The sequence below is a fragment of the Uniformispora flossi genome (assembly GCF_049534875.1).
GTDB classification, from domain to species: domain Bacteria; phylum Actinomycetota; class Actinomycetes; order Streptomycetales; family Streptomycetaceae; genus Yinghuangia; species Yinghuangia aomiensis.
Genome location: NZ_JBMULZ010000016.1, coordinates 189,072 through 208,119 on the forward strand (window position 1 = coordinate 189,072; position 19,048 = coordinate 208,119).

The 19,048-nt window shown below is 72.9% G+C and carries 14 protein-coding genes; 11 read left to right on the forward strand and 3 right to left on the reverse strand.

Translation table 11 applies throughout. From position 1 onward, the window contains the following. The first annotated feature begins 9 nt into the window (after positions 1–9). A complete protein-coding gene (locus ACPA54_RS29450) occupies positions 10–2,481 on the forward strand; it encodes a beta-glucosidase (RefSeq protein WP_423534423.1) in 2,472 nt (823 codons plus the stop codon). A 125-nt stretch (positions 2,482–2,606) separates the two neighbouring features. Here ACPA54_RS29450 and ACPA54_RS29455 read toward each other — a convergent pair whose 3' ends face one another. Then, positions 2,607–3,674 (reverse strand): LacI family DNA-binding transcriptional regulator, encoded by a 1,068-nt coding sequence (locus ACPA54_RS29455; RefSeq protein WP_423534424.1) that lies wholly within the window; start codon positions 3,672–3,674, stop codon positions 2,607–2,609. Positions 3,675–3,847: 173 nt separating this feature from the next. Here ACPA54_RS29455 and rhaI point away from each other — a divergent pair, with 173 nt between their 5' ends. From rhaI to ACPA54_RS29485, 6 genes are all read left to right on the forward strand, one after another. Beyond that, complete coding sequence (rhaI, locus tag ACPA54_RS29460) at positions 3,848–5,014, forward strand: L-rhamnose isomerase (protein ID WP_423534425.1); 1,167 nt, start codon at positions 3,848–3,850, stop codon at positions 5,012–5,014. A 49-nt stretch (positions 5,015–5,063) separates the two neighbouring features. After that, entirely contained in the window at positions 5,064–7,112 is a 2,049-nt protein-coding gene (locus ACPA54_RS29465; RefSeq protein WP_423534426.1) for a bifunctional aldolase/short-chain dehydrogenase, read from the forward strand. A gap of 120 nt (positions 7,113–7,232) precedes the next feature. Beyond that, positions 7,233–8,732 (forward strand): rhamnulokinase, encoded by a 1,500-nt coding sequence (locus ACPA54_RS29470; RefSeq protein ID WP_423534427.1) that lies wholly within the window; start codon positions 7,233–7,235, stop codon positions 8,730–8,732. A 40-nt stretch (positions 8,733–8,772) separates the two neighbouring features. Further along, positions 8,773–9,552 (forward strand): (Fe-S)-binding protein, encoded by a 780-nt coding sequence (locus ACPA54_RS29475; RefSeq protein ID WP_423534428.1) that lies wholly within the window; start codon positions 8,773–8,775, stop codon positions 9,550–9,552. Beyond that, positions 9,549–10,985 carry a lactate utilization protein B gene (locus ACPA54_RS29480; RefSeq protein ID WP_423534429.1) on the forward strand — a complete coding sequence of 479 codons (1,437 nt, stop codon included), beginning with the start codon at positions 9,549–9,551 and terminating at the stop codon, positions 10,983–10,985. The genes ACPA54_RS29475 and ACPA54_RS29480 overlap by 4 nt, the downstream gene beginning before the upstream one ends. After that, the gene (locus tag ACPA54_RS29485; protein ID WP_423534430.1) at positions 10,982–11,635 is read left to right on the forward strand and encodes a LutC/YkgG family protein; all 654 of its coding nucleotides are present in this window, start codon (positions 10,982–10,984) and stop codon (positions 11,633–11,635) included. Before ACPA54_RS29480 ends, ACPA54_RS29485 begins: the two co-directional genes overlap by 4 nt. 119 nt (positions 11,636–11,754) lie before the next feature. Here ACPA54_RS29485 and ACPA54_RS29490 read toward each other — a convergent pair whose 3' ends face one another. After that, positions 11,755–13,695: a flavin-containing monooxygenase gene (locus ACPA54_RS29490; protein ID WP_423534431.1), complete on the reverse strand. Its 1,941-nt coding sequence runs from the start codon at positions 13,693–13,695 to the stop codon at positions 11,755–11,757. Between the two features lie 222 nt (positions 13,696–13,917). Here ACPA54_RS29490 and ACPA54_RS29495 point away from each other — a divergent pair, with 222 nt between their 5' ends. From ACPA54_RS29495 to ACPA54_RS29510, 4 genes are all read left to right on the forward strand, one after another. Continuing rightward, positions 13,918–14,874: an alpha/beta hydrolase gene (locus tag ACPA54_RS29495; RefSeq protein ID WP_423534432.1), complete on the forward strand. Its 957-nt coding sequence runs from the start codon at positions 13,918–13,920 to the stop codon at positions 14,872–14,874. A gap of 63 nt (positions 14,875–14,937) precedes the next feature. After that, entirely contained in the window at positions 14,938–15,579 is a 642-nt protein-coding gene (locus ACPA54_RS29500) for a TetR/AcrR family transcriptional regulator (RefSeq protein ID WP_423534433.1), read from the forward strand. 93 nt (positions 15,580–15,672) lie between these two features. Next, positions 15,673–16,428 carry a TetR family transcriptional regulator gene (locus ACPA54_RS29505; protein ID WP_423534434.1) on the forward strand — a complete coding sequence of 252 codons (756 nt, stop codon included), beginning with the start codon at positions 15,673–15,675 and terminating at the stop codon, positions 16,426–16,428. 546 nt (positions 16,429–16,974) lie between these two features. Further along, the gene (locus tag ACPA54_RS29510; RefSeq protein WP_423534435.1) at positions 16,975–17,733 is read left to right on the forward strand and encodes a FadR/GntR family transcriptional regulator; all 759 of its coding nucleotides are present in this window, start codon (positions 16,975–16,977) and stop codon (positions 17,731–17,733) included. Positions 17,734–18,086: 353 nt separating this feature from the next. Here ACPA54_RS29510 and ACPA54_RS29515 read toward each other — a convergent pair whose 3' ends face one another. Continuing rightward, entirely contained in the window at positions 18,087–19,034 is a 948-nt protein-coding gene (locus ACPA54_RS29515; protein ID WP_423534436.1) for an alpha/beta hydrolase, read from the reverse strand. Positions 19,035–19,048 lie beyond the last annotated feature (14 nt).

The window sequence follows — 19,048 nt, forward strand, 5'->3', positions numbered from 1 at the left end:
CACCGCGTAGTGAACACCGGTCATGATGACAGCTCGTCACCGGCATCCCCCAGTTCCCTCGACGAGCAGGTGGAGAGCGCCCTCGCCCGGCTCGACACCCAGGCCAAGATCCGCCTCCTGACCGGTTCCGGCTTCTGGCGCACCCACGCCGAGCCCGCCGTCGGGCTCCGTGCCCTGGTGCTCTCCGACGGTCCCGCCGGGGTGCGCGGCGAGCGGTTCGACGAACGCGACCCGTCCGCCGTCCTGCCCAGCCCGACCGCGGTCGCGGCGAGCTGGGACCCCGCACTGGCCCGACGCCTCGGCGGCCTGCTCGCGGCCGAAGCCCGCCGCAAGGGGGTGGACGTCGTCCTCGGCCCGACCGTGAACCTGCACCGCAGCCCGTACGCCGGCCGCAACTTCGAGTGCTACTCGGAAGACCCCCTGCTCAGCGGCGCGATGGGCGCGGCCACCGTCGCCGGCCTCCAGGCCGCCGGGGTCGCCGCGACCGTCAAGCACTACGTCGGCAACGACTTCGAGACCGACCGCTACACCGTCGACGTCCGCATCGGCGAGCGTGCGCTCCGCGAGGTGTACGCGGCACCGTTCGAGCACATCGTCCGCACCGCCGCGCCCTGGGCGCTGATGGCCGCCTACAACTCGGTCAACGGCACGACCATGACCGAAAGCCCCCTCCTCGACGAACCGCTGCGCGGCGAATGGGGATTCGACGGACTCGTCGTCTCCGACTGGTTCGCCGCCCGCAGCACCGAAGGCGCCGCCCTCGGCGGCCTCGACCTGGCCATGCCCGGCCCACACGGGCCCTGGGGCGACGCCCTCGCCGCCGCCGTGGAGGCCGGCCGCGTCCCGCTGAAAGCGATCGACGCCAAAGTCCGCAACCTGCTCCGCCTCGCCGCCCGGGTCGGCGCACTCGGCGACCCGGGGGAGAGCACCCTGCCACCGCACGAGCCCGAGGACGAGCGCGCACTGCTGCGCACCGCGGCGGTGTCCGGAACCGTGCTCGTCCGCAATCACGACGGGTTCCTGCCGCTGTCCGCCGAAGGGCTGCGCCGTGTCGCCGTCCTGGGGCCGAACGCCGCGACCGCCCGCGTCCAAGGCGGCGGCAGTGCCACCGTCCAGCCCCGGCTCACCGTCAGCCCTGTGGACGGCCTGCGCGCGGCGCTCGGCGACGGCGTCGAGATCACCCACGCGCCGGGCGTCCGCACCCGGCCCCGGCTGCCGGCCCTCGACCACCGCCACGCGACCGACCCGGTCACCGGAGCTCCGGGGTTCCGCGTGCGCTTCCACGCCCCCGACGGCTCCGTTGTCCTCGACGAACTCCGGCTCTCGGCAAGGCTGTTGTGGCTGAGCGACGCCACCGTCCAGCAGGCCTGCGCGGTCGAGGTCGAGGCCGACGTGCGGATGCCCGGCGGCGGTCCGCACCGGATCGGGGTCGCCGGTTCCGGCCGGTTCCGGCTCACGGCCGACGACACCGTCCTCGTCGACGAGGACATCGCCAAGGACGACCCGCTCAGCGGCATTCTCCATCCCCCGGAGCGGTCGACGACGCACCACCTGCCCGCCGACGGCCGCGTACGGCTGCGCCTCCGGCACGAGTTCCCCACCGGGGCCCTCGTCGTCGGCTTCCTCCTCGGCATCGAGGCGCCCGACACCCCCGCCGACGAGGAGATGTGCCGGGCCGTGGCCCTCGCCGCCGACGCGGACGTCGCCGTCGTGGTGGTCGGCACCAACGAGGAAGTCGAGTCCGAAGGCGTCGACCGGACCACTCTCGGCCTTCCCGGGGCGCAGGACGAACTGGTGCGGCGCGTCGCCGCGGCGAACCCGCGCACCGTGGTCGTCGTCAACGCCGGCGCCCCGGTCCTGCTCCCGTGGCGCGCCGAGGTCGGTGCCGTGCTGCTCACCTGGTTCCCCGGCCAGGAGTTCGGCCACGCGCTCGCGGACGTCCTCCTGGGCCGGTCCGAACCGGGCGGCCGCCTGCCGGTGACCTGGCCCGCGGACGAGGCTTCCCCGGCGCTGCGTTCGACGACGCCGGTCGGAGGCGTCGTCACGTACGGCGACGACCTGGACGTCGGCTACCGCGGCTGGGCGGCCGGAGGCCACCGGCCCGCCTACCCGTTCGGCCACGGACTCGGCTACACCACCTGGGAGTACGTCGCGGTTTCGGCACCCGACGACGTGCCCGAGGACGGCGACACGGTGGTCCACGTGACCGTGCGCAACACCGGCTCCCGCCACGGCCGCCACACCGTGCAGGCGTACCTGCGGCGTGAGGACTCGGCCGTGGCCCGGCCGGCCCTGTGGCTGGCCGGGTTCGCGACCGCCGAGGCGGCCCCGGGGGCCGAGACCACGGTGGCCCTGCGGCTCGCCCCGCGCGTGTTCGCGCACTGGGCGGAGGGCTGGCAGGTCGAACCGGGCGCGTTCACGCTGCTGATCGGCGACAGCGCGGAGGCCCATGCCCTGTCGACGACGCTGCGCGCCGGCTGAGGGCCGACCGGTCGCGTGCGCGCGGGCCGGCGGCGGGACAAGCGGTCACGAAGGCCGCCCCGCCGTCGGCCCCCGGCGAACCCTTGGGCGATTCGCATGGTCGGGCCGGTCCGCGCCGCTCGCGGTCAGGACGACGGAACGCGGGCCGCGCTCGAATCCCGGACGACCAGTTCGGGCTGCAGGACGATCCGTCGGTGGGTGTGCGGGACGCCTTCGGCGGTGATCTCCTCAAGGAGGAGGTCGGCGGCGGTGCGGCCGAGGAGGCCGGCCGGCTGGCGGACGGAGGTGAGCGGGACGGCGGCCGCGGCGGCGAACTCGATGTCGTCGTAGCCGACCAAGGCGATGTCCTCCGGTACCCGGACCCCGGCGGCGTAGAGCGTCTGGAGGAGCCCGAGGGCCAGCAGGTCGTTGGCGCACAGGACCGCGCTGGGACGGGGGGAGAGGCCGAGGAGGCGGGCTCCCGCGTCGCGGCCGGCGGCGACGTCCAGCCGGTCCGTGGCCAGGTGGAGCAGGACGTCGTCGGCAAGCCCGGCGGCGGCCACGGCGGAGCGCGCACCGGCGAGCCGGTCGCGGACCTGCGGGAGGTCGGTCCGCCCGCCGACGAAGGCCACGCGGCGGTGCCCCGCGTCGAGCAGGTGGGCCGCCGCGAGCGTGCCGCCGCGGACGTCGTCGACCGACACCGAGCAGCCTTCCTCGGCGGCCAACGACCGGTCGACGAGGACGAACGGCGTGCCCTGGCCGCGCAACGAGTCGACGGTGCGCCCGCCGGTGTCCGCGGGGGTCACCAGGACGCCGCGGATGCGCTGTTCGGCGAACAACGCCAGGTACTCGGCTTCCTCGGCCGGACTGGCGGCGCTGTTGCACACCATCACGCCCAGCCCGGCAGCCCTCAGCGCATGCTCCGCGCCCTTGGCCACCTCGGCGAAGAACGGGTTCGCGAGGTCCAGGACGAGCATGCCGACCATGCGGCTGTGCCCCGCGCGCAACTGGCGGGCGGACTCGCTGCGCACGTAGCCCAGGCGCTCGATGACCGCGCGCACCCGCAGGCGGGTCTCCTCGGACACCATCTCGGGGTTGTTGATCACGTTCGAGACGGTGCCGACCGAGACGCCGGCGCCGCGGGCCACGTCTTTGATCCCCACGCGCCCGGCGCTGCGGGCGGGCTCGTCGCGCTTCGGTGTCGATCTCGGCATAGAGGCCATCGTAGGCGGCTCGGCGCCCGGGGTGATCATCCGCGGTCCGACCGGGCCTTTTGAATCCTTCCGGAAGCGACGTTCTGTTGACAGGCATATGTTTCACCCCTACCTTACGGGCATCGGATTGAAACGTTTCAGAACCGTTTCCCGGGTGGGCAAGGAGCCGAGCCATGACAACTGCGTCCGCCGTGCGCGCCGCGCTGAAGGGCCAGCAGATCGAGACGCCCTCGTGGGCGTACGGGAACTCCGGGACGCGCTTCAAGGTCTTCGCGCAGCAGGGCGTCCCGCGCGACCCGTTCGAGAAGGTCGCGGACGCCGCGCAGGTGCACGCGTTCACCGGCGTCGCGCCGACCGTGTCGCTGCACATCCCCTGGGACAAGGTCGCCGACTACGCCGCACTGGCCAAGCACGCCGCGGACCTCGGAGTGCGCATCGGCGCGATCAACGCCAACGTGTTCCAGGACGACGACTACATGCTCGGTTCGGTGACCCACCCGGACCCGCGCATCCGCCGCAAGGCCATCGACCACCTGCTCGAATGCGTCGGCGTCATGGACGCGACGGGCTCGCGCGACCTCAAGCTGTGGTTCTCGGACGGCACGAACTACCCCGGCCAAGACGACATCCGGGCCCGGCAGGACCGGCTCGCCGAGGCACTGGCCGAGGTGTACGCGCGGCTGACCGGCGAGCAGCGGCTGATCCTGGAGTACAAGTTCTTCGAGCCCGCGTTCTACACCACCGACGTGCCGGACTGGGGGACCGCGTACGCGCACTGCCTCAAGCTGGGGGAGCGGGCCAAGGTCGTCGTCGACACCGGCCACCACGCGCCGGGCACGAACATCGAGTTCATCGTGGCGTTCCTGCTGCGCGAGGGAAAGCTCGGCGCATTCGACTTCAACTCGCGCTTCTACGCCGACGACGACCTGATGGTCGGTGCCGCGGACCCGTTCCAGTTGTTCCGCATCATGCACGAGGTGGTGCGCGGCGGCGGCCTGGACCCGGCGTCGGAGGTCGCCTTCATGCTCGACCAGTGCCACAACATCGAGCCGAAGATCCCCGGCCAGATCCGCTCGGTGATGAACGTCCAGGAGGCCACGGCGAAGGCTCTCCTCGTCGACGCCGACGCGCTCGCCGCGGCCCAGCGCGCGGGCGATGTCCTCGGCGCCAACGCGGTGCTGATGGACGCCTACAACACCGACGTCCGTCCGCTGCTCGCCGAGCTGCGCGACGAGGCCGGGCTGGCCCCGGACCCGATGGCCGCCTACGCCCGCTCGGGATACGCCGAGCGCATCAAGGCCGAGCGCGTCGGCGGCACCCAGGCGGGCTGGGGCGCCTGACCCGCTGTCCGCATCCCCGTTCCGTCTCGCACCCCCAGGAGTTCCCCCGATGTCCGGCATCCCGTCCGAGGCCGCGAAGCTGATCGCGCGCTCGCACGCCCTCGGCGCCGACCCGCGCAACACCAACTACGCGGGCGGCAACACCTCCGCCAAAGGCCTCGACCGCGACCCGGTCACCGGCGAAGCCGTCGACCTGATGTGGGTGAAGGGCTCGGGCGGCGACCTGGGCACCTTGACCGAGGCGGGGCTGGCCGTGCTCCGGCTCGACCGGCTGCGCGCGCTCATCGGCGTGTACCCCGGTGTCGACCGCGAGGATGAGATGGTCGCCGCCTTCGACTTCTGCGCCCACGGCAAGGGCGGTGCCGCGCCGTCCATCGACACCGCGATGCACGGCCTCGTGGACGCCGCCCACGTCGACCACCTGCACCCGGACTCCGGCATCGCGCTGGCGACCGCGGCCGACGGCGAGAAGCTGACCGCGGAGTGCTTCGGCGACCGCGTGGCCTGGGTGCCGTGGCGCCGTCCCGGCTTCCAACTCGGCCTGGACATGGCCGCGATCAAGGCGGCGAATCCGCAGGCGATCGGCTGCGTCCTCGGCGGCCACGGCATCACCGCCTGGGGCGAAACCTCCGAGGAATGCCAGGCGAACTCGCTGCACATCATCCGCACGGCCGAGGCGTTCATCGCCGAACGCTTCGACGCCGAGCGCCACCCCTTCGGCGACCTGCTGCCGCGGTACGCCCCGCTGCCGGAGCCGGCCCGGCGCGCACGCGCCGCCGAACTGGCGCCGGTGCTCCGGGGCCTGGCCTCGACCGACCGGCCGCAGGTCGGCCACTTCTCGGATGCCGGCGTGGTGCTCGACTTCGTCGGGCGCGCCGAACACCCGCGGCTTGCCGCGCTCGGAACGTCCTGCCCCGACCACTTCCTGCGCACCAAGGTCGCCCCGCTCGTCCTCGACACCGCACCCGAGGCGCCGCTGGAGGAGGTCTCGGCGCGGCTGCGCGAGCTGCACGCGGCCTACCGCGAGGAGTACGCCGCCTACTACGCGCGCCACGCCACCGAGGACTCGCCCGCGATGCGCGGTGCCGACCCGGCGATCGTGCTGGTCCCCGGGGTCGGCATGTTCTCGTTCGGCAAGGACAAGCAGACCGCCCGGGTCGCGGGCGAGTTCTACGTCAATGCCATCAATGTGATGCGCGGTGCGGAGACGGTCTCCACCTACGCCCCGATCGAGGAAGCGGAGAAGTTCCGCATCGAGTACTGGGCGTTGGAGGAAGCCAAGCTCGCCCGGCTGCCGAAGCCCAAGCCGCTGGCCACCCGGGTCGCGCTGGTGACCGGTGCGGGCTCGGGCATCGGCAAGGCCATCGCGCACCGGCTCGCCGCCGAGGGCGCCTGCGTGGTCGTCGCCGACCTGAACGCCGAGGCCGCCGCCGCGGTCGCCGAGGAACTCGGCGGCCCGGACCGGGCCGTGGCGGTGACCGTCGACGTCACCGACGAAGCGCAGATCAAGGACGCGTTCGCGGCGGCGGCACTCGCGTTCGGCGGGGTCGACCTGGTCGTCAACAACGCGGGCATCTCGATCTCCAAGCCGCTGCTGGAGACGACCGCGCGCGACTGGGACCTCCAGCACGACATCATGGCCCGCGGCTCGTTCCTCGTCTCGCGCGAAGCCGCCCGCACGATGATCGGGCAGGCGATGGGCGGCGACATCGTCTACATCGCGTCCAAGAACGCGGTCTTCGCCGGTCCGAACAACATCGCGTACAGCGCCACGAAGGCCGACCAGGCGCACCAAGTGCGCCTGCTGGCCGCCGAACTGGGCGACCACGGGATCCGCGTCAACGGGGTGAACCCGGACGGCGTCGTGCGCGGATCGGGCATCTTCGCCGGCGGCTGGGGCGCACAACGCGCCGCCGTGTACGGCGTCGAGGAGGAGAAGCTCGGCGAGTTCTACGCCCAGCGCACCCTCCTCAAGCGCGAAGTGCTCCCCGAGCACGTCGCCAACGCGGTGTTCGCCCTGACCGGGGGCGACCTCTCCCACACCACGGGCCTGCACATCCCGGTGGATGCGGGAGTCGCCGCGGCTTTCCTGCGCTGAGTCGCACCGGCGCGGGAAGCGCCGTATGCGCCGCGCCCGGTTGTTGAGGGACCCGGGCGCGGCGCCTACGGCATCCCGCCGTCCCCTTCTCCCGACCCGTCTGCCTTCGAGGTGTTCCGCATGCCAGCCGCCCCCCAGACCGCCGCCTTCGGCGCCATCGACCTCGGCGCGTCCAGCGGCCGGGTGATCGTCGGACGGGTCACCCCGGACGGCGTCGGCCTCGCCGAGGTGCACCGGTTCCCGAACCGGCCGGTGCGGGTCGCCGGAACGCTGCACTGGGACGCGCTCGGCCTGTACGCGGGCATCCTCGACGGCCTGCGCGCGGCAGGCACCGCCGCCGGGCGGCTGACGTCGGTCGGCATCGATTCCTGGGGCGTCGACTTCGGCCTCGTCGACGCGTCCGGCGCCCTGCTCGGCAACCCGGTGCACTACCGCGACGCCCGCACCGAAGGCGTCCCCGACCGCGTCCACACGACGGTGCCCCCCGCCGACCTGTACGCGGCCACCGGCATCCAGCACGCCGCGTTCAACACCGTGCACCAGCTGGTCGCCGCCCGGGACACGCCGCAGTTCGCCGTCGCCCGGCAGGCGATGCTGATCCCCGACCTGATCTCGTTCTGGCTCACCGGTGTTGCCGGCACCGAACGCACCAACGCGTCCACGACCCAGCTCCTGGACCCGGCGAGCGGGGACTGGGCCCACGCCGTCACCGATGCGTTGGGCATCGATCCCGCGCTGTTTCCACCGCTGCGCAGCCCCGGCGACCCCGCCGGATTCCTGCTGCCGGACGTGCTCGCCGAGACCGGCCTGTCCGGTCCGGTGCCCGTCGTGGCGGTCGGCTCGCACGACACCGCCTCGGCGGTGGCCGGGGTGCCCGCGGACGGCGGCAATTTCGCCTACATCTCCAGCGGCACCTGGTCGCTCGTCGGCCTGGAACTCGACGCCCCGGTGCGCACCGAAGCCGCCCGCGCCGCCAACTTCACCAACGAACTCGGCGTGGACGGCACCATCCGCTACCTGCGCAACATCACGGGCCTGTGGCTGCTGCAGGAATGCCTGCGGCAGTGGCAGGCCGACGGGCAGGACGTCGCCCTGTCCGACGTCCTGGCGGAAGCAGGCCGGGCGATCCCGCTGCGTTCCCTCGTCGACGCGGGCGACGACGCGTTCCTCGCCCCCGGCGGCATGCCGGGGCGCATCGCGGACGCGTGCCGTCGGACAGGCGAGCCCGTCCCCGAGACCCGCGGCGCCATCGTGCGGTGCATCCTCGACAGCCTGGCGCTGGCGTACCGCGCCGCGATCGCCGACGCGTGCCGCACCGCCGACCGCACGGTGGACACCGTGCACATCGTGGGCGGCGGCGCGCAGAACGAACTGCTTTGCCGGCTGACCGCGGACGCCTGCGGCCTTCCGGTCGTCGCCGGGCCCGTGGAGGCCGCCGCCCTGGGCAACATCCTCGTACAGGCACGCGCCCTCGGTATCGTGCACGGCACGCTCGGCGACCTGCGGAGCCTGCTGCGCGGCACCCAGCACCTGCGCCGGTACGAACCCGGCGACCGGCGGCCCTGGGACGCCGCCGCGGAACGGCTCGATGCCCTCCGCGCCGGCGTCCCGGCCGCCTGAACGCCGCCCGACCGACGACCACGCAAGGAGATCCGGCGTCATGCGTGTGGGCTTGTTCCTCACCTGCGTCAACGACCTGCTCTACCCCCGCACCGGGCAGGCGACCGTAACCCTGCTCGAACGCCTGGGCTGCACCGTCGACTTCCCCCTCGACCAGACGTGCTGCGGGCAGATGCACTGGAACACCGGCTACGGCCGCCGCGTCGAACCGATGGTGCGGTCCTTCGCCGAGACGTTCGCCGGCTACGACGCGGTGGTGACCCCGTCCGGCTCGTGCGGGGCGATGATCCGCGACAACCACCCCAAGGCCGCGGAACGCTCCGGCGACGCGCACCTGGCCGAGGCGGTCCGCGCGGTGGTTCCCCGCGTGTACGAACTGACCGAGTTCCTGGTCGACGTCCTGGGCGTCACGGACGTCGGGGCGTACTTCCCGCACCGCGTCGCCTACCACCCCACGTGCCACTCGCTGCGGCTGCTCCGCCTCGGCGACCGGCCGACCGCGCTGCTCGCCGAGGTCCGGGGCATCGACCTCGTCGAACTGCCCGGCGCCGACGAATGCTGCGGCTTCGGCGGCACGTTCGCGGTCAAGAACCCCGACGTCTCGGCCGCCATGGGCGCCGACAAGATCCGCAACGCGGAGTCCACCGAAGCCGACGTGCTGTGCGCCGCCGACAACTCGTGCCTCATGCACCTCGGCGGCATGGCCGGCCGCCGCGGATCGCCCCTGCGCACGCTGCACATCGCCGAGATCCTCGCCGCGACCGAGGCGGACCCCGTCGACCTCGCATCGGCCACCGCCCGGAAGGGGGCACCCCGATGAGCGCCGTCCCGCTCGGCATGCCCGCCTTCCCCAAGGCGGCCCGCGACGCGACCCGCAACCCGACGCTGCGCCGCAACCTGCGGCACGCCACCCACACCATCCGCAGCCGCCGCGCCGCCGCCGTCGCCGAACTCGACGACTGGGCCGAACTGCGCGCGGCCGGAGCGGCGATCAAGGACCACACCCTCCGGCACCTGGACCGCTACCTCGAACAGGCCGAGGCCGCGGTGCGGGCGGCGGGCGGCCACGTGCACTGGGCGGCCGACGCCGCCGAGGCGAACCGCATCGTCACCGGACTCGTGCGGGCCGCCGGCGAGGCCGAGGTCGTCAAGGTCAAGTCGATGGCCACGCAGGAGATCGGGCTCAACGAGGCCCTGGCCGAGGCCGGGATCACCGCATACGAGACGGACCTCGCCGAACTGATCGTGCAGCTCGGCGACGACCGCCCCTCGCACATCCTCGTCCCGGCGATCCACCGCAACCGCGGCGAGATCCGCGACATCTTCGCCGGCACGATGGGGGAGTGGGGCGTCCCGGCACCGGACGGCATGACCGACGAACCCCGCGAACTCGCCGAAGCGGCCCGGCTGCACCTGCGCGAGAAGTTCCTGCGCGCGAAGGTCGCCGTATCGGGCGCGAACTTCCTGGTCGCGGAGACCGGGACGCTGGTCGTCGTGGAGTCCGAAGGCAACGGGCGCATGTGCCTGACCCTCCCGGAGACGCTCATCTCGGTCGTCGGCATCGAGAAGGTCGTCCCGACCTGGCGGGACCTCGAAGTGTTCCTGCAACTCCTGCCCCGTTCGTCGACCGCGGAGCGGATGAACCCCTACACCTCCACCTGGACCGGTACCACCGACGGCGACGGGCCGCGCGAGTTCCACCTGGTGCTGCTCGACAACGGCCGCACCGGCGTCCTCGCCGACGAGGTCGGACGCCAGACGCTGCGCTGCATCCGCTGCTCGGCCTGCCTCAACGTGTGCCCGGTCTACGAGCGGGCCGGCGGCCACGCCTACGGCTCCGTCTACCCCGGCCCGATCGGCGCGATCCTGACCCCGCAACTGCGCGGCACCACCAGCGAGATCGACGCCTCGCTGCCCTACGCGTCGTCGCTGTGCGGTGCCTGCTACGAGGTGTGCCCCGTCGCCATCGACATCCCCGAAGTCCTCGTCCACCTGCGGGAGAAGGTCGCCGCACAGCCCGGACACCCCGTCGAACGCGCGGCGCTGGCCGTGGCCGCCTGGGTGATGAGCGACCCGAAGCGCTACACCGCCCTGCAGCGCACCGCCGTGCGCACCCGGGCCCTGCACCCGCGCAAAGCGGCGCTCCCCGGCTGGGCCAAGGCCTGGGGCGCCACCCGCGACCTCCCCGCCGTCCCCGCCGAATCGTTCCGCACCTGGTGGCAGCGCCGCGACACCTCCGGAGAGACGCCATGACCGACTCCCGCGCGCTGATCCTCGGCCGCATCCGCACCGCCGTCGCCGGATCCGACCGCGCCGCGCGCCCCGAGAACGAGCCCCTGGCCCGCGGCTACCGCGAGCGCCACACCGACGCCGACCCCGCGGCACTGACGGACCTCCTGGCGGAGCACCTCACCGACTACCGCGCGCACGTGCACCGCGCGTCGGCCGCGGGGCTGGCACAGACCATCCGGCAGCTGCTGACCGATCGCGGCGCACGCACGGTGGCCGTGCCCCCGGACCTGCCCGCCGCCTGGCTGCCGGACGACGCCGACGTGGCATTCCGTCGCGACGACGGCCTCACTACGGCCGCCGAACTCGACCGCACCGACAGCGTCGTCACCGGCTGCGCGCTCGCGATCGCGGAGACCGGCACCATCGTCCTCGACGCCGGACCGGCCCAGGGACGCCGCGCTCTCACCCTGGTGCCCGACCACCACATCTGCGTCGTGCGCACACCCGGCCAGGTCGTCGCCGCGGTCCCCCAGGCCCTGCCGTTGCTCGACCCGCGCCGCCCGCAGACCTGGATCTCGGGCCCGTCCGCCACCAGCGACATCGAACTCGACCGGGTCGAGGGCGTCCACGGCCCGCGCCGACTGGACGTGGTGCTGCTGTCGGACGGCTGACCGGGGCGGCGGGGACAGCGCTCGTCGACCGGGGTCGCGTAACCGGTACGCAACGGGAGACCGCCGCCGCGGTGCCGAGGCGGCGGTCTCTCGGGCGCGGGGGAGAACCCGGTGCGCCGTCAGTCGAGCGTGTATTCCGCCGGGTCGGGGGAGCGGAGCATCGTCCAGTAGTCGACCAGGCGCCACGGGCAGGAGACGACGACTCGGCCGGTGCTGTTGCGGTAGTAGCTGCGCACGCTGGGGTGGCTCCAGACGCGGCCTTCGAGGGCCTTGTCCACTTGCTCGTTGTAGGCGTCGTGCACGTCCTGGCGCGGTTCGAGGGCCCGGGCTTCGCGTTCCCGGAGCAGGTCGAGGCAGCCGATGATGTAGTGGATCTGGCTCTCGGCCAGGATGTTGACGCCCGCGCCGTGGTTGGGGGCGCTGTTCGGGCCGGCGAGGACGAACAGGTTCGGGAAGCCGGGGACGGTGGTGCCGAGGTGCGCGCGGGGGTTGTCGTGGCCCCAGACGTCGGCGAGCGGGGTGCCGCCGCGCCCGGTCACCTCGATCTGGCCGAGCATCGGCAGGACCTGGTAGCCGGTGGCGAGGATCAGGACGTCCGCCGCGGTTTCGCGGCCGTCCGCGGTGACCACGGCATCCGCGGTGACCCGGGTGATGGGGTCGGTGATGAGGTCGACGTGGTCCCGCTTGAGCATGCGGTACCAGTTGCTGTCCCGCAGGATGCGCTTGCCGAACGGGGGATAGTTCGGGATGGCCTTCTCGAACAGGTCCGGCCGGTCCGCGAGTTCCTCGCGGGCGTAGGCCAGCAGCCACTGCCGCATGGCCTCGCTCTCCTTGGAGACGGAGACGTCGGGCATGTGCCAGTCCGGGTCCACGACCACGCGCACGAAGTTGCCGTCCGAGGCGAACCAGTACGTGAGGAAGCGGAACCACTCGCCGTAGTAGGGGACGTGCCGCATCGCCCAGCGGGCGCCCTCGGGCACGGTCAGGTCGTCCTTGCGGCGCGGCATCACCCACGACGGCGTGCGCTGGAACACGGCGAGGCCGGCGACGTCGTCGACGATCGCGGGGCCGACCTGCATGGCGCTGGCTCCCGTGCCGACGATGGCCACCCGCTTGCCGGACAGGTCGAGGGACGGGTCCCACTCGGCGGTGTGCGCGACGGTTCCGGCGAAGTCGCCGAGCCCGGGGATGTCCGGGCGGACGGCGCCCTGGAACACGCCGATGGCGGTGATCACCGCGTCCGCCCATTCGACCTCCTCGGTCCCGTCGGGGCCGCGGGAGGTCACCGCCCAACGCCGGGACGCGTCGTCGTAGGCGCAGGACACGACCTCGGTCTCGAAGACGATGTGCTCCCGGACCCCGTAGCCGTCCGCGCACTGGCGCAGGTAGTCCAGGACGTACGCACCCCTGGAGTAGAACTCCGGCCAGTCCGGGTTCACTTCGAACGAGTACGAGTAGAAGTGGCTCGGGGTGTCCACGCCGACGCCCGGGTAGACGTTGGTGAGCCAGGTGCCGCCGACGTCCTTGTTGCGGTCGTAGATGCGGTAGCTGTAGCCCGCCTCGCCGAGTTTGATCCCCGCGCAGATGCCCGACAGGCCCGCGCCGACCACGACCACGTGGAATCCGTCGCCGCCGGGCCCGCGGTCCGCGGCGGCCGGTGCGCCGTCCAGCTTGGCGAAGCCGCACTGGTCGAGCAGCAGCGGAACGAACTCTTCGTCGACCGGCTCGTGGACGTAGGCGGAAGCCATGCGCCGGAAGAGATCGCTCGGCAGCGGACCCGTCTCCCGAGGTGCGGACGTGGTCAGGACGTCGGTGAGCAAGTCGCGTATCTCGTCCGCTTCCCGCTCGGCACCCGATTCCGCGTTGGCCGGGTCGCACACCGCGGCGAACCGGTCGAGGTGGGAAACGTCACGCGTCAGGTGGGTGAGCACCATCAGCAAGGTGCGCGGCTCGGCGTCGGCCAGCCGCGCACGGACCGACGCGGGATCGCCACCGGGGCCGGTGAGGGGGAGGTCGTCCGGGACGGGACGGCGGTAGACGGATACGGGGCGGTCGTTCATCGGAGGTCTCCGTAGCCAGAGAATAGACAGAGTGTCTAGCGAAGGTCATGATGCATACGGCGCCGGGCGATGTCCAGGGCGCCTTGGACGGGGAGGTTTCCTGCGGGGGCGTGACTCTGGACGCCGGGAGCTTGGCCGTGCATGATCGGCCCAAGGTAGACACGGTGTCTATTCAGGTGTGCGGCTGACCGCCGTGTGCGGTGCGGCCGGAGCGGAGGCGTGATGTCGGTCCCCGAGTCGGAACGATTCGTCCTGGTACCGGAGTTGGCCCGGATCATGGCGGTGATACCGCCGTTGCCCGAGGTCACCCCCGAATCCGTGGCCGCGATCCGCGCGCGCTCCGACGCGGCCGCGGCGCTCCAGCCGCGCCCCGAGGTGCACGCGCTGGCCGACCATGTGGTGCCGGGCCCCGGCGGCGGCATTCCGGTGCGCGTGTACTACCCGGCCGCAGGCGACCGCCTCCCCGCGCTGGTGTTCGCGCACGGCGGCGGGTGGTCGATCTGCAGCATCGAGACCCACGAGGGGCTGTGCCGGGAGATCGCCAACCGGAGTGGCTGCGCGGTGGTCTCGGTGGAGTACCGGCTGGCTCCCGAGCACGTCTTCCCGGCCGCGCTGGAGGACTTCTACGCGGCGGCCGCCTGGGTCGTCGAGCAGGCGGACCTGCTCGGCGTCGACCCGGACCGGGTCGCGCTCGGCGGCGACAGCGCGGGCGCCAACCTCGCCGCGGTGGCCGGGTTCATGGCGCGCGACCGCGGCGGCCCGCGCTTCGCGTTCCAGCTGCTGGCCTACCCGGGGCTGGACGCGCTGTCCGAGCGCCCCGCGACCGTCGCCCACGCGGACGCGCCGATGCTCAAGCGCAGCACCTCGCAGTCGATGTGGCGGGCCTACGCGGCCGGCGCCGACCTGCGCAACCCCTACCTCTCGCCGCTGTACGCCGAGGACTTCACCGGCCTGCCGCCGGCCCTGATCGTGGCCCCGCAGTACGACCTCAACATCGACGACGCATACGCCTACGCCGACAAGGTCGAGGAGGCGGGCGGCCGCATCACGGTGCTGGAGGTCAAGGGCACGACGCACGGCTTCCTCTCGTACTACGCCCGCGTCCCCGAGGCATCCGACGCGCTCGACCACGCCTGCCGCGCCTTGCGCGACGCCGTCGGGCCGGATCCGCGGGGCTGACCCGCGGTGGCGGAGCGTGACCGGCCGCCGCGGCGGCCGGACGGGGGCGACTACGCTGTGGGCATGCCTCCCGCCACGCGTCGACGGACCGCGCCGGGCTCCGGGGCCCCGGCCCCGGACCTGCGCGCGCAGCACAAGCAGCTCACGCGTGCCCGCCTGGTGTCCGCCGCCGTCGACGTCTTCGAGGAGAAGGGGTACGACGCGACCACCGTGGACGACGTGGCCGTCCGCGCCGGCGCCGCCCGTGCGACGTTCTATCTGCACTTCTCCGGCAAGGCCGACATCGTCGGCGAGCTGGCGGACCGTATCTGGGCGGACACCGGCCGCAAGTTCGCCGCGTTCGCCGAGCTGCCCGACTGGTCGGCCGCGAGCATCCGCGGCTGGCTGGCCGAGTACGTGGAGACCGGCGAGGAGAACAAGAAAGCCCTCAAGCTGTTCGCCGAACAGCTTCCGCACACCCTCCGCCGCCAGCACGCCGCGCACCAGCAGGAGTTCATCCGGTCGCTGACCCGGCCGGCCGAGCGGTGGTCGCACTTCACCCGCCCCGAAGCCAAAAGGCGCGCGTTTCTGCTGATCAACCAGCTCGAGACCCTCATGCCGTCGTGGCAGTCGGGCCGCTGGGACCGGGAGCGGTCCGCCATGCTCGACACGTTGACGGCGGTGTGGCGGGCCACCCTCGGGGCCGACCACGCGGACGGTTCCTGACCGGACCCGGGTCTGCCGGGTGGCGCACGGGCCGAACTGCGTACCCTGGACGCGCACGCACCGCCCGACGGGGGCGTGGCGAAGGGACGGAACATGGCTCAGCAACCCGACGACACCCCTCGGCGCGGCCGGGGCCGTCCCCGGCGGCTGTCGCGCGACCTGATCGTCGAGGCTGCGGTCGGCCTGGTGTACGAGGACCCGCATGCATCGCTGACCATCAAGTCCGTTGCGGACGCGGTCGGTTCGGCGCCGATGGCGCTCTACCGCTACTTCCCGGACCGCGATGACCTCCTGCACGCGGTGGCGGACCGGCTCACGAAGGACCTCAAGGTCTCGATCACCGAGCTGTCCCCCGGAACCTGGCAGGACCAGCTGCGCGAGTGGATGGTCCTGAGCATGGAGAGCCTGCGGCCCTATCCGCAGCTGCTGCCGTACATCGTTTCCACCCGGCAGCCCGCCTGGCTGCCCTCGTTCGTCATCCTGACAAGGGTGCTGGAGCCCCTGCGGCTGAGCGAGGACGACCAGGCACTCGCCATCACCCTCGTCGGCACCACGATCGTCGGACAGGCGTCGATGGCCGCCGCACGCAGGCCCGCCGACGAGACGGTGACGGTCCTGCGCGCCGCCTTGGACGAGGCCGACGAGCGCGACGACACCGACCGCGCCGAGATCGGCGCGATCATCGACCGGCTCCCGCAGGCGTTCGACCGGCTGTACGGCACGGTCATCGACGCCACCATCGCCGCGATCGAAGCCCTCACCGGCCCGCCCTCACCGGCCCGCCGGCCCGGGCCGGCCCGCCTGAGCGCGCCGATGTCGCCGCTGTTCAGCAACCCGGACCCCTGGTGAGCGCGTTGCCGCGCCCGCCGGGGCCGACCCCGGTGGCGGTCGGTGCGGTCCGTCTTCCTCCGCCAAGTGCGCGTAGGTGTCGCGTAGTTCGCGTGAGGATTTTGCCGCTGGGGTTCTTCGAGAGTGTGTCGGTGACGACGACGTATTTGGGGACTTTGAACCCGGCGAGGTTGGCGCGGCAGTGCGCGGCGATGTCGTCGGGTTCTGTCTTCTCGCCGGTTTGGTTGTGACCGTGTCTTTCTTGCGGTCGACGACGGAGCCCGGTGGGACGGGCCGGTCGCCCAGGACGTCGGGCATCCGGCGGGCACGGTGCGCCTGATTGCCTCGCCGTTGCGCATCGACGGGGTCCGGCCCCGCTGCGGAGGGGCGCCGTCGCTGCACGGCGAGCACACGGCCGCCATCCTCGAAGCCCTCGGTCCCGGCGGCGAATGACGGACCCGGCCCGGCCGGCGTTCGCGTCGGGAGACCGCAGGTCGGCGGCGGTGTCCGGCTACGCTGTCCCGTACAGGATCTTCTCCGACCGACCAGGATGCCGGACCCGCCGCGATGGCCGAAACCGCCGACCAGAACCCCGCTGTGACGTCTTGGCGTGCGCCGAAGTCGTCGCAGCGGCTCGCCCATGTGTTGGCGCAGCCGATTCTGTCCGGCCAGGTGGGTCCCGGCGAACGTTTGCCCAACGAGCAGGAGATGATGGCCCGGTACGGTGCCGGGCGTCCGACCGTGCGCGAGGCGCTGCGGCTTCTGGAGACCCGCGGGTTGATCGTTCTCAAGACCGGGCCCGGGGGTGGGCCGATCGTTCGCCGTCCGCCGAAGGCGAGCCTCAGCGAGGCTCTGAGCCTGGTGCTGCAGGTCGAGGGGGCGTCGTTCCGTGATGTCACGGACGCCCGCACCGCGCTGGAGCCGATGATCGCCCGCCGCGCGGCGGAGCGCATCAGCGACCGCCAGTTGGACGAACTCGACGCCAGCATCGCGGCGTTGCGTGCCGACCCGGGCGACCACGAGGTCTTCGTCGCGGAGAACCAGCGTTTCCACACGCTGATCGCGGAGGCCGCGCAGAGTGTCGTGCTGGACGTCTTCGTCAACACGCTGCACGCGATCGCGGACGGTGTCCGGGTCGGTGTGCAGTACTCGGCGCGGAAACAGGCTGCCATCGCCGACGCGCACGAGGCCGTCGTCGACGCGCTTCGTGCGCGTGATCCCGACCGCGCCGAAACGGCCATGCGCGAACACCTCGCCGAGGCCGAGAACTACTGGCGCCACCGCTACCCGGAGCTGATGGATCGCCCGGTGCGGTGGACGTACTGACGGGGCTGCCACACCGGCGGGCCGTCCTGCCCGCCTGTCGGACGGGCGTACCCCGGCCATAACGCTCGGCGGCCCTCGGCTCTTCGACCATGCGCGGCGCGCCATCGTGGACGGTCTCCGTGCGGCCGAGACGGACCGGCGCTTCGCCGGCGGTCGGGGCGGCGGCCCGGGGGATCTTCAGCGACACGTCGCCGCCGGCCGACCGGCTCGGCGCCAGGGACGACGATCCTCAGGCGACGGCCGCGGCCTTCGACGCCCGGACCGCAGGAGGAAAGAAGCCGTTCGGCCTCGCGTTCCCACCGCGGGGTCGCCTCGACCGCGGCGCCGCCCGAAGCGGTCGACATGCAGCAGGGTCAGAGCACGTCGTCGAGTGAGGCCGGGCCGCCGAGGAGGGCCGCGCCGTCCACGACGCGGCCCTCCGCGACGCGGTTGACGAACGACGCCGCGCGCTCCGCGGCTTCGGTGGCCTCGGGCACGAAACCGGCGGCGAGCTGCCACGCGTGGGTCATCCGCGGCCAGACCTCCATCTCGACGTGGACGCCCGCGCGGGCCGCGCGCCCCGCCAGCTCGAGCGAATCGTCGAGGAGCCGCTCCGCGCTGGAGGCCTGGATGAACAGGGGCGGAAGTCCGCGGAGATCGGCCAGGACCGGGGACACCAGCGGGTCGTCGGCCCGCTGCCCCCCGAGGTAGAGCGTGCTCATGGAACCGTCCGCGTCGCCCAGTACCGGGTCGGTGTCCGCCCGCTCCTGCCAACTCCCCGAAGCGTAGCGTTCGTTGCGCTGGTCGAAGACGCCGGCGTAGAGCACTCCGGCCACGGCCCGCCGGTCGTCCGCGGCCGCGCGCCGAAGCAGCACTCCCATGGCGAGGTTCGCCCCGGCGGACTCGCCTGCCACGACCACGCGGGGAGCGAGCGTCGCCGCGTAGGCGAAGGCCGCCTCGCAGTCGTCGAGCCCGGCCGGGTAGGGGTTCTCGGGTGCGAGGCGGTACTCGGGCAGGACGACCCGGGCACCGGTGCCGAGGGCGAGATGTGCGCCGAGCGCGCGGCATATGCCCGCGGTGCCCGAGATGAAGCCGCCGCCGTGGTAGTACACGATGACGAGGTCGTCGCGCGGCTCCTCGGGAGTCATGAGGTAGGAGCCGTCGCGCAGCTCGGTCGCCGGCTCGTCGCGCACTCCCGCCAGGGGGCGGTACATCGCGGCGTGCTCCGCGGCGGCGCGGCGCTCCGATGCGCGGTCGACCGGGGGGCTCGTCTTCCCGGCCCGGATCATGGTCTCCATCAGTGCGAACGCCTTGCTGGGCATGGTTCCTCCTCGGC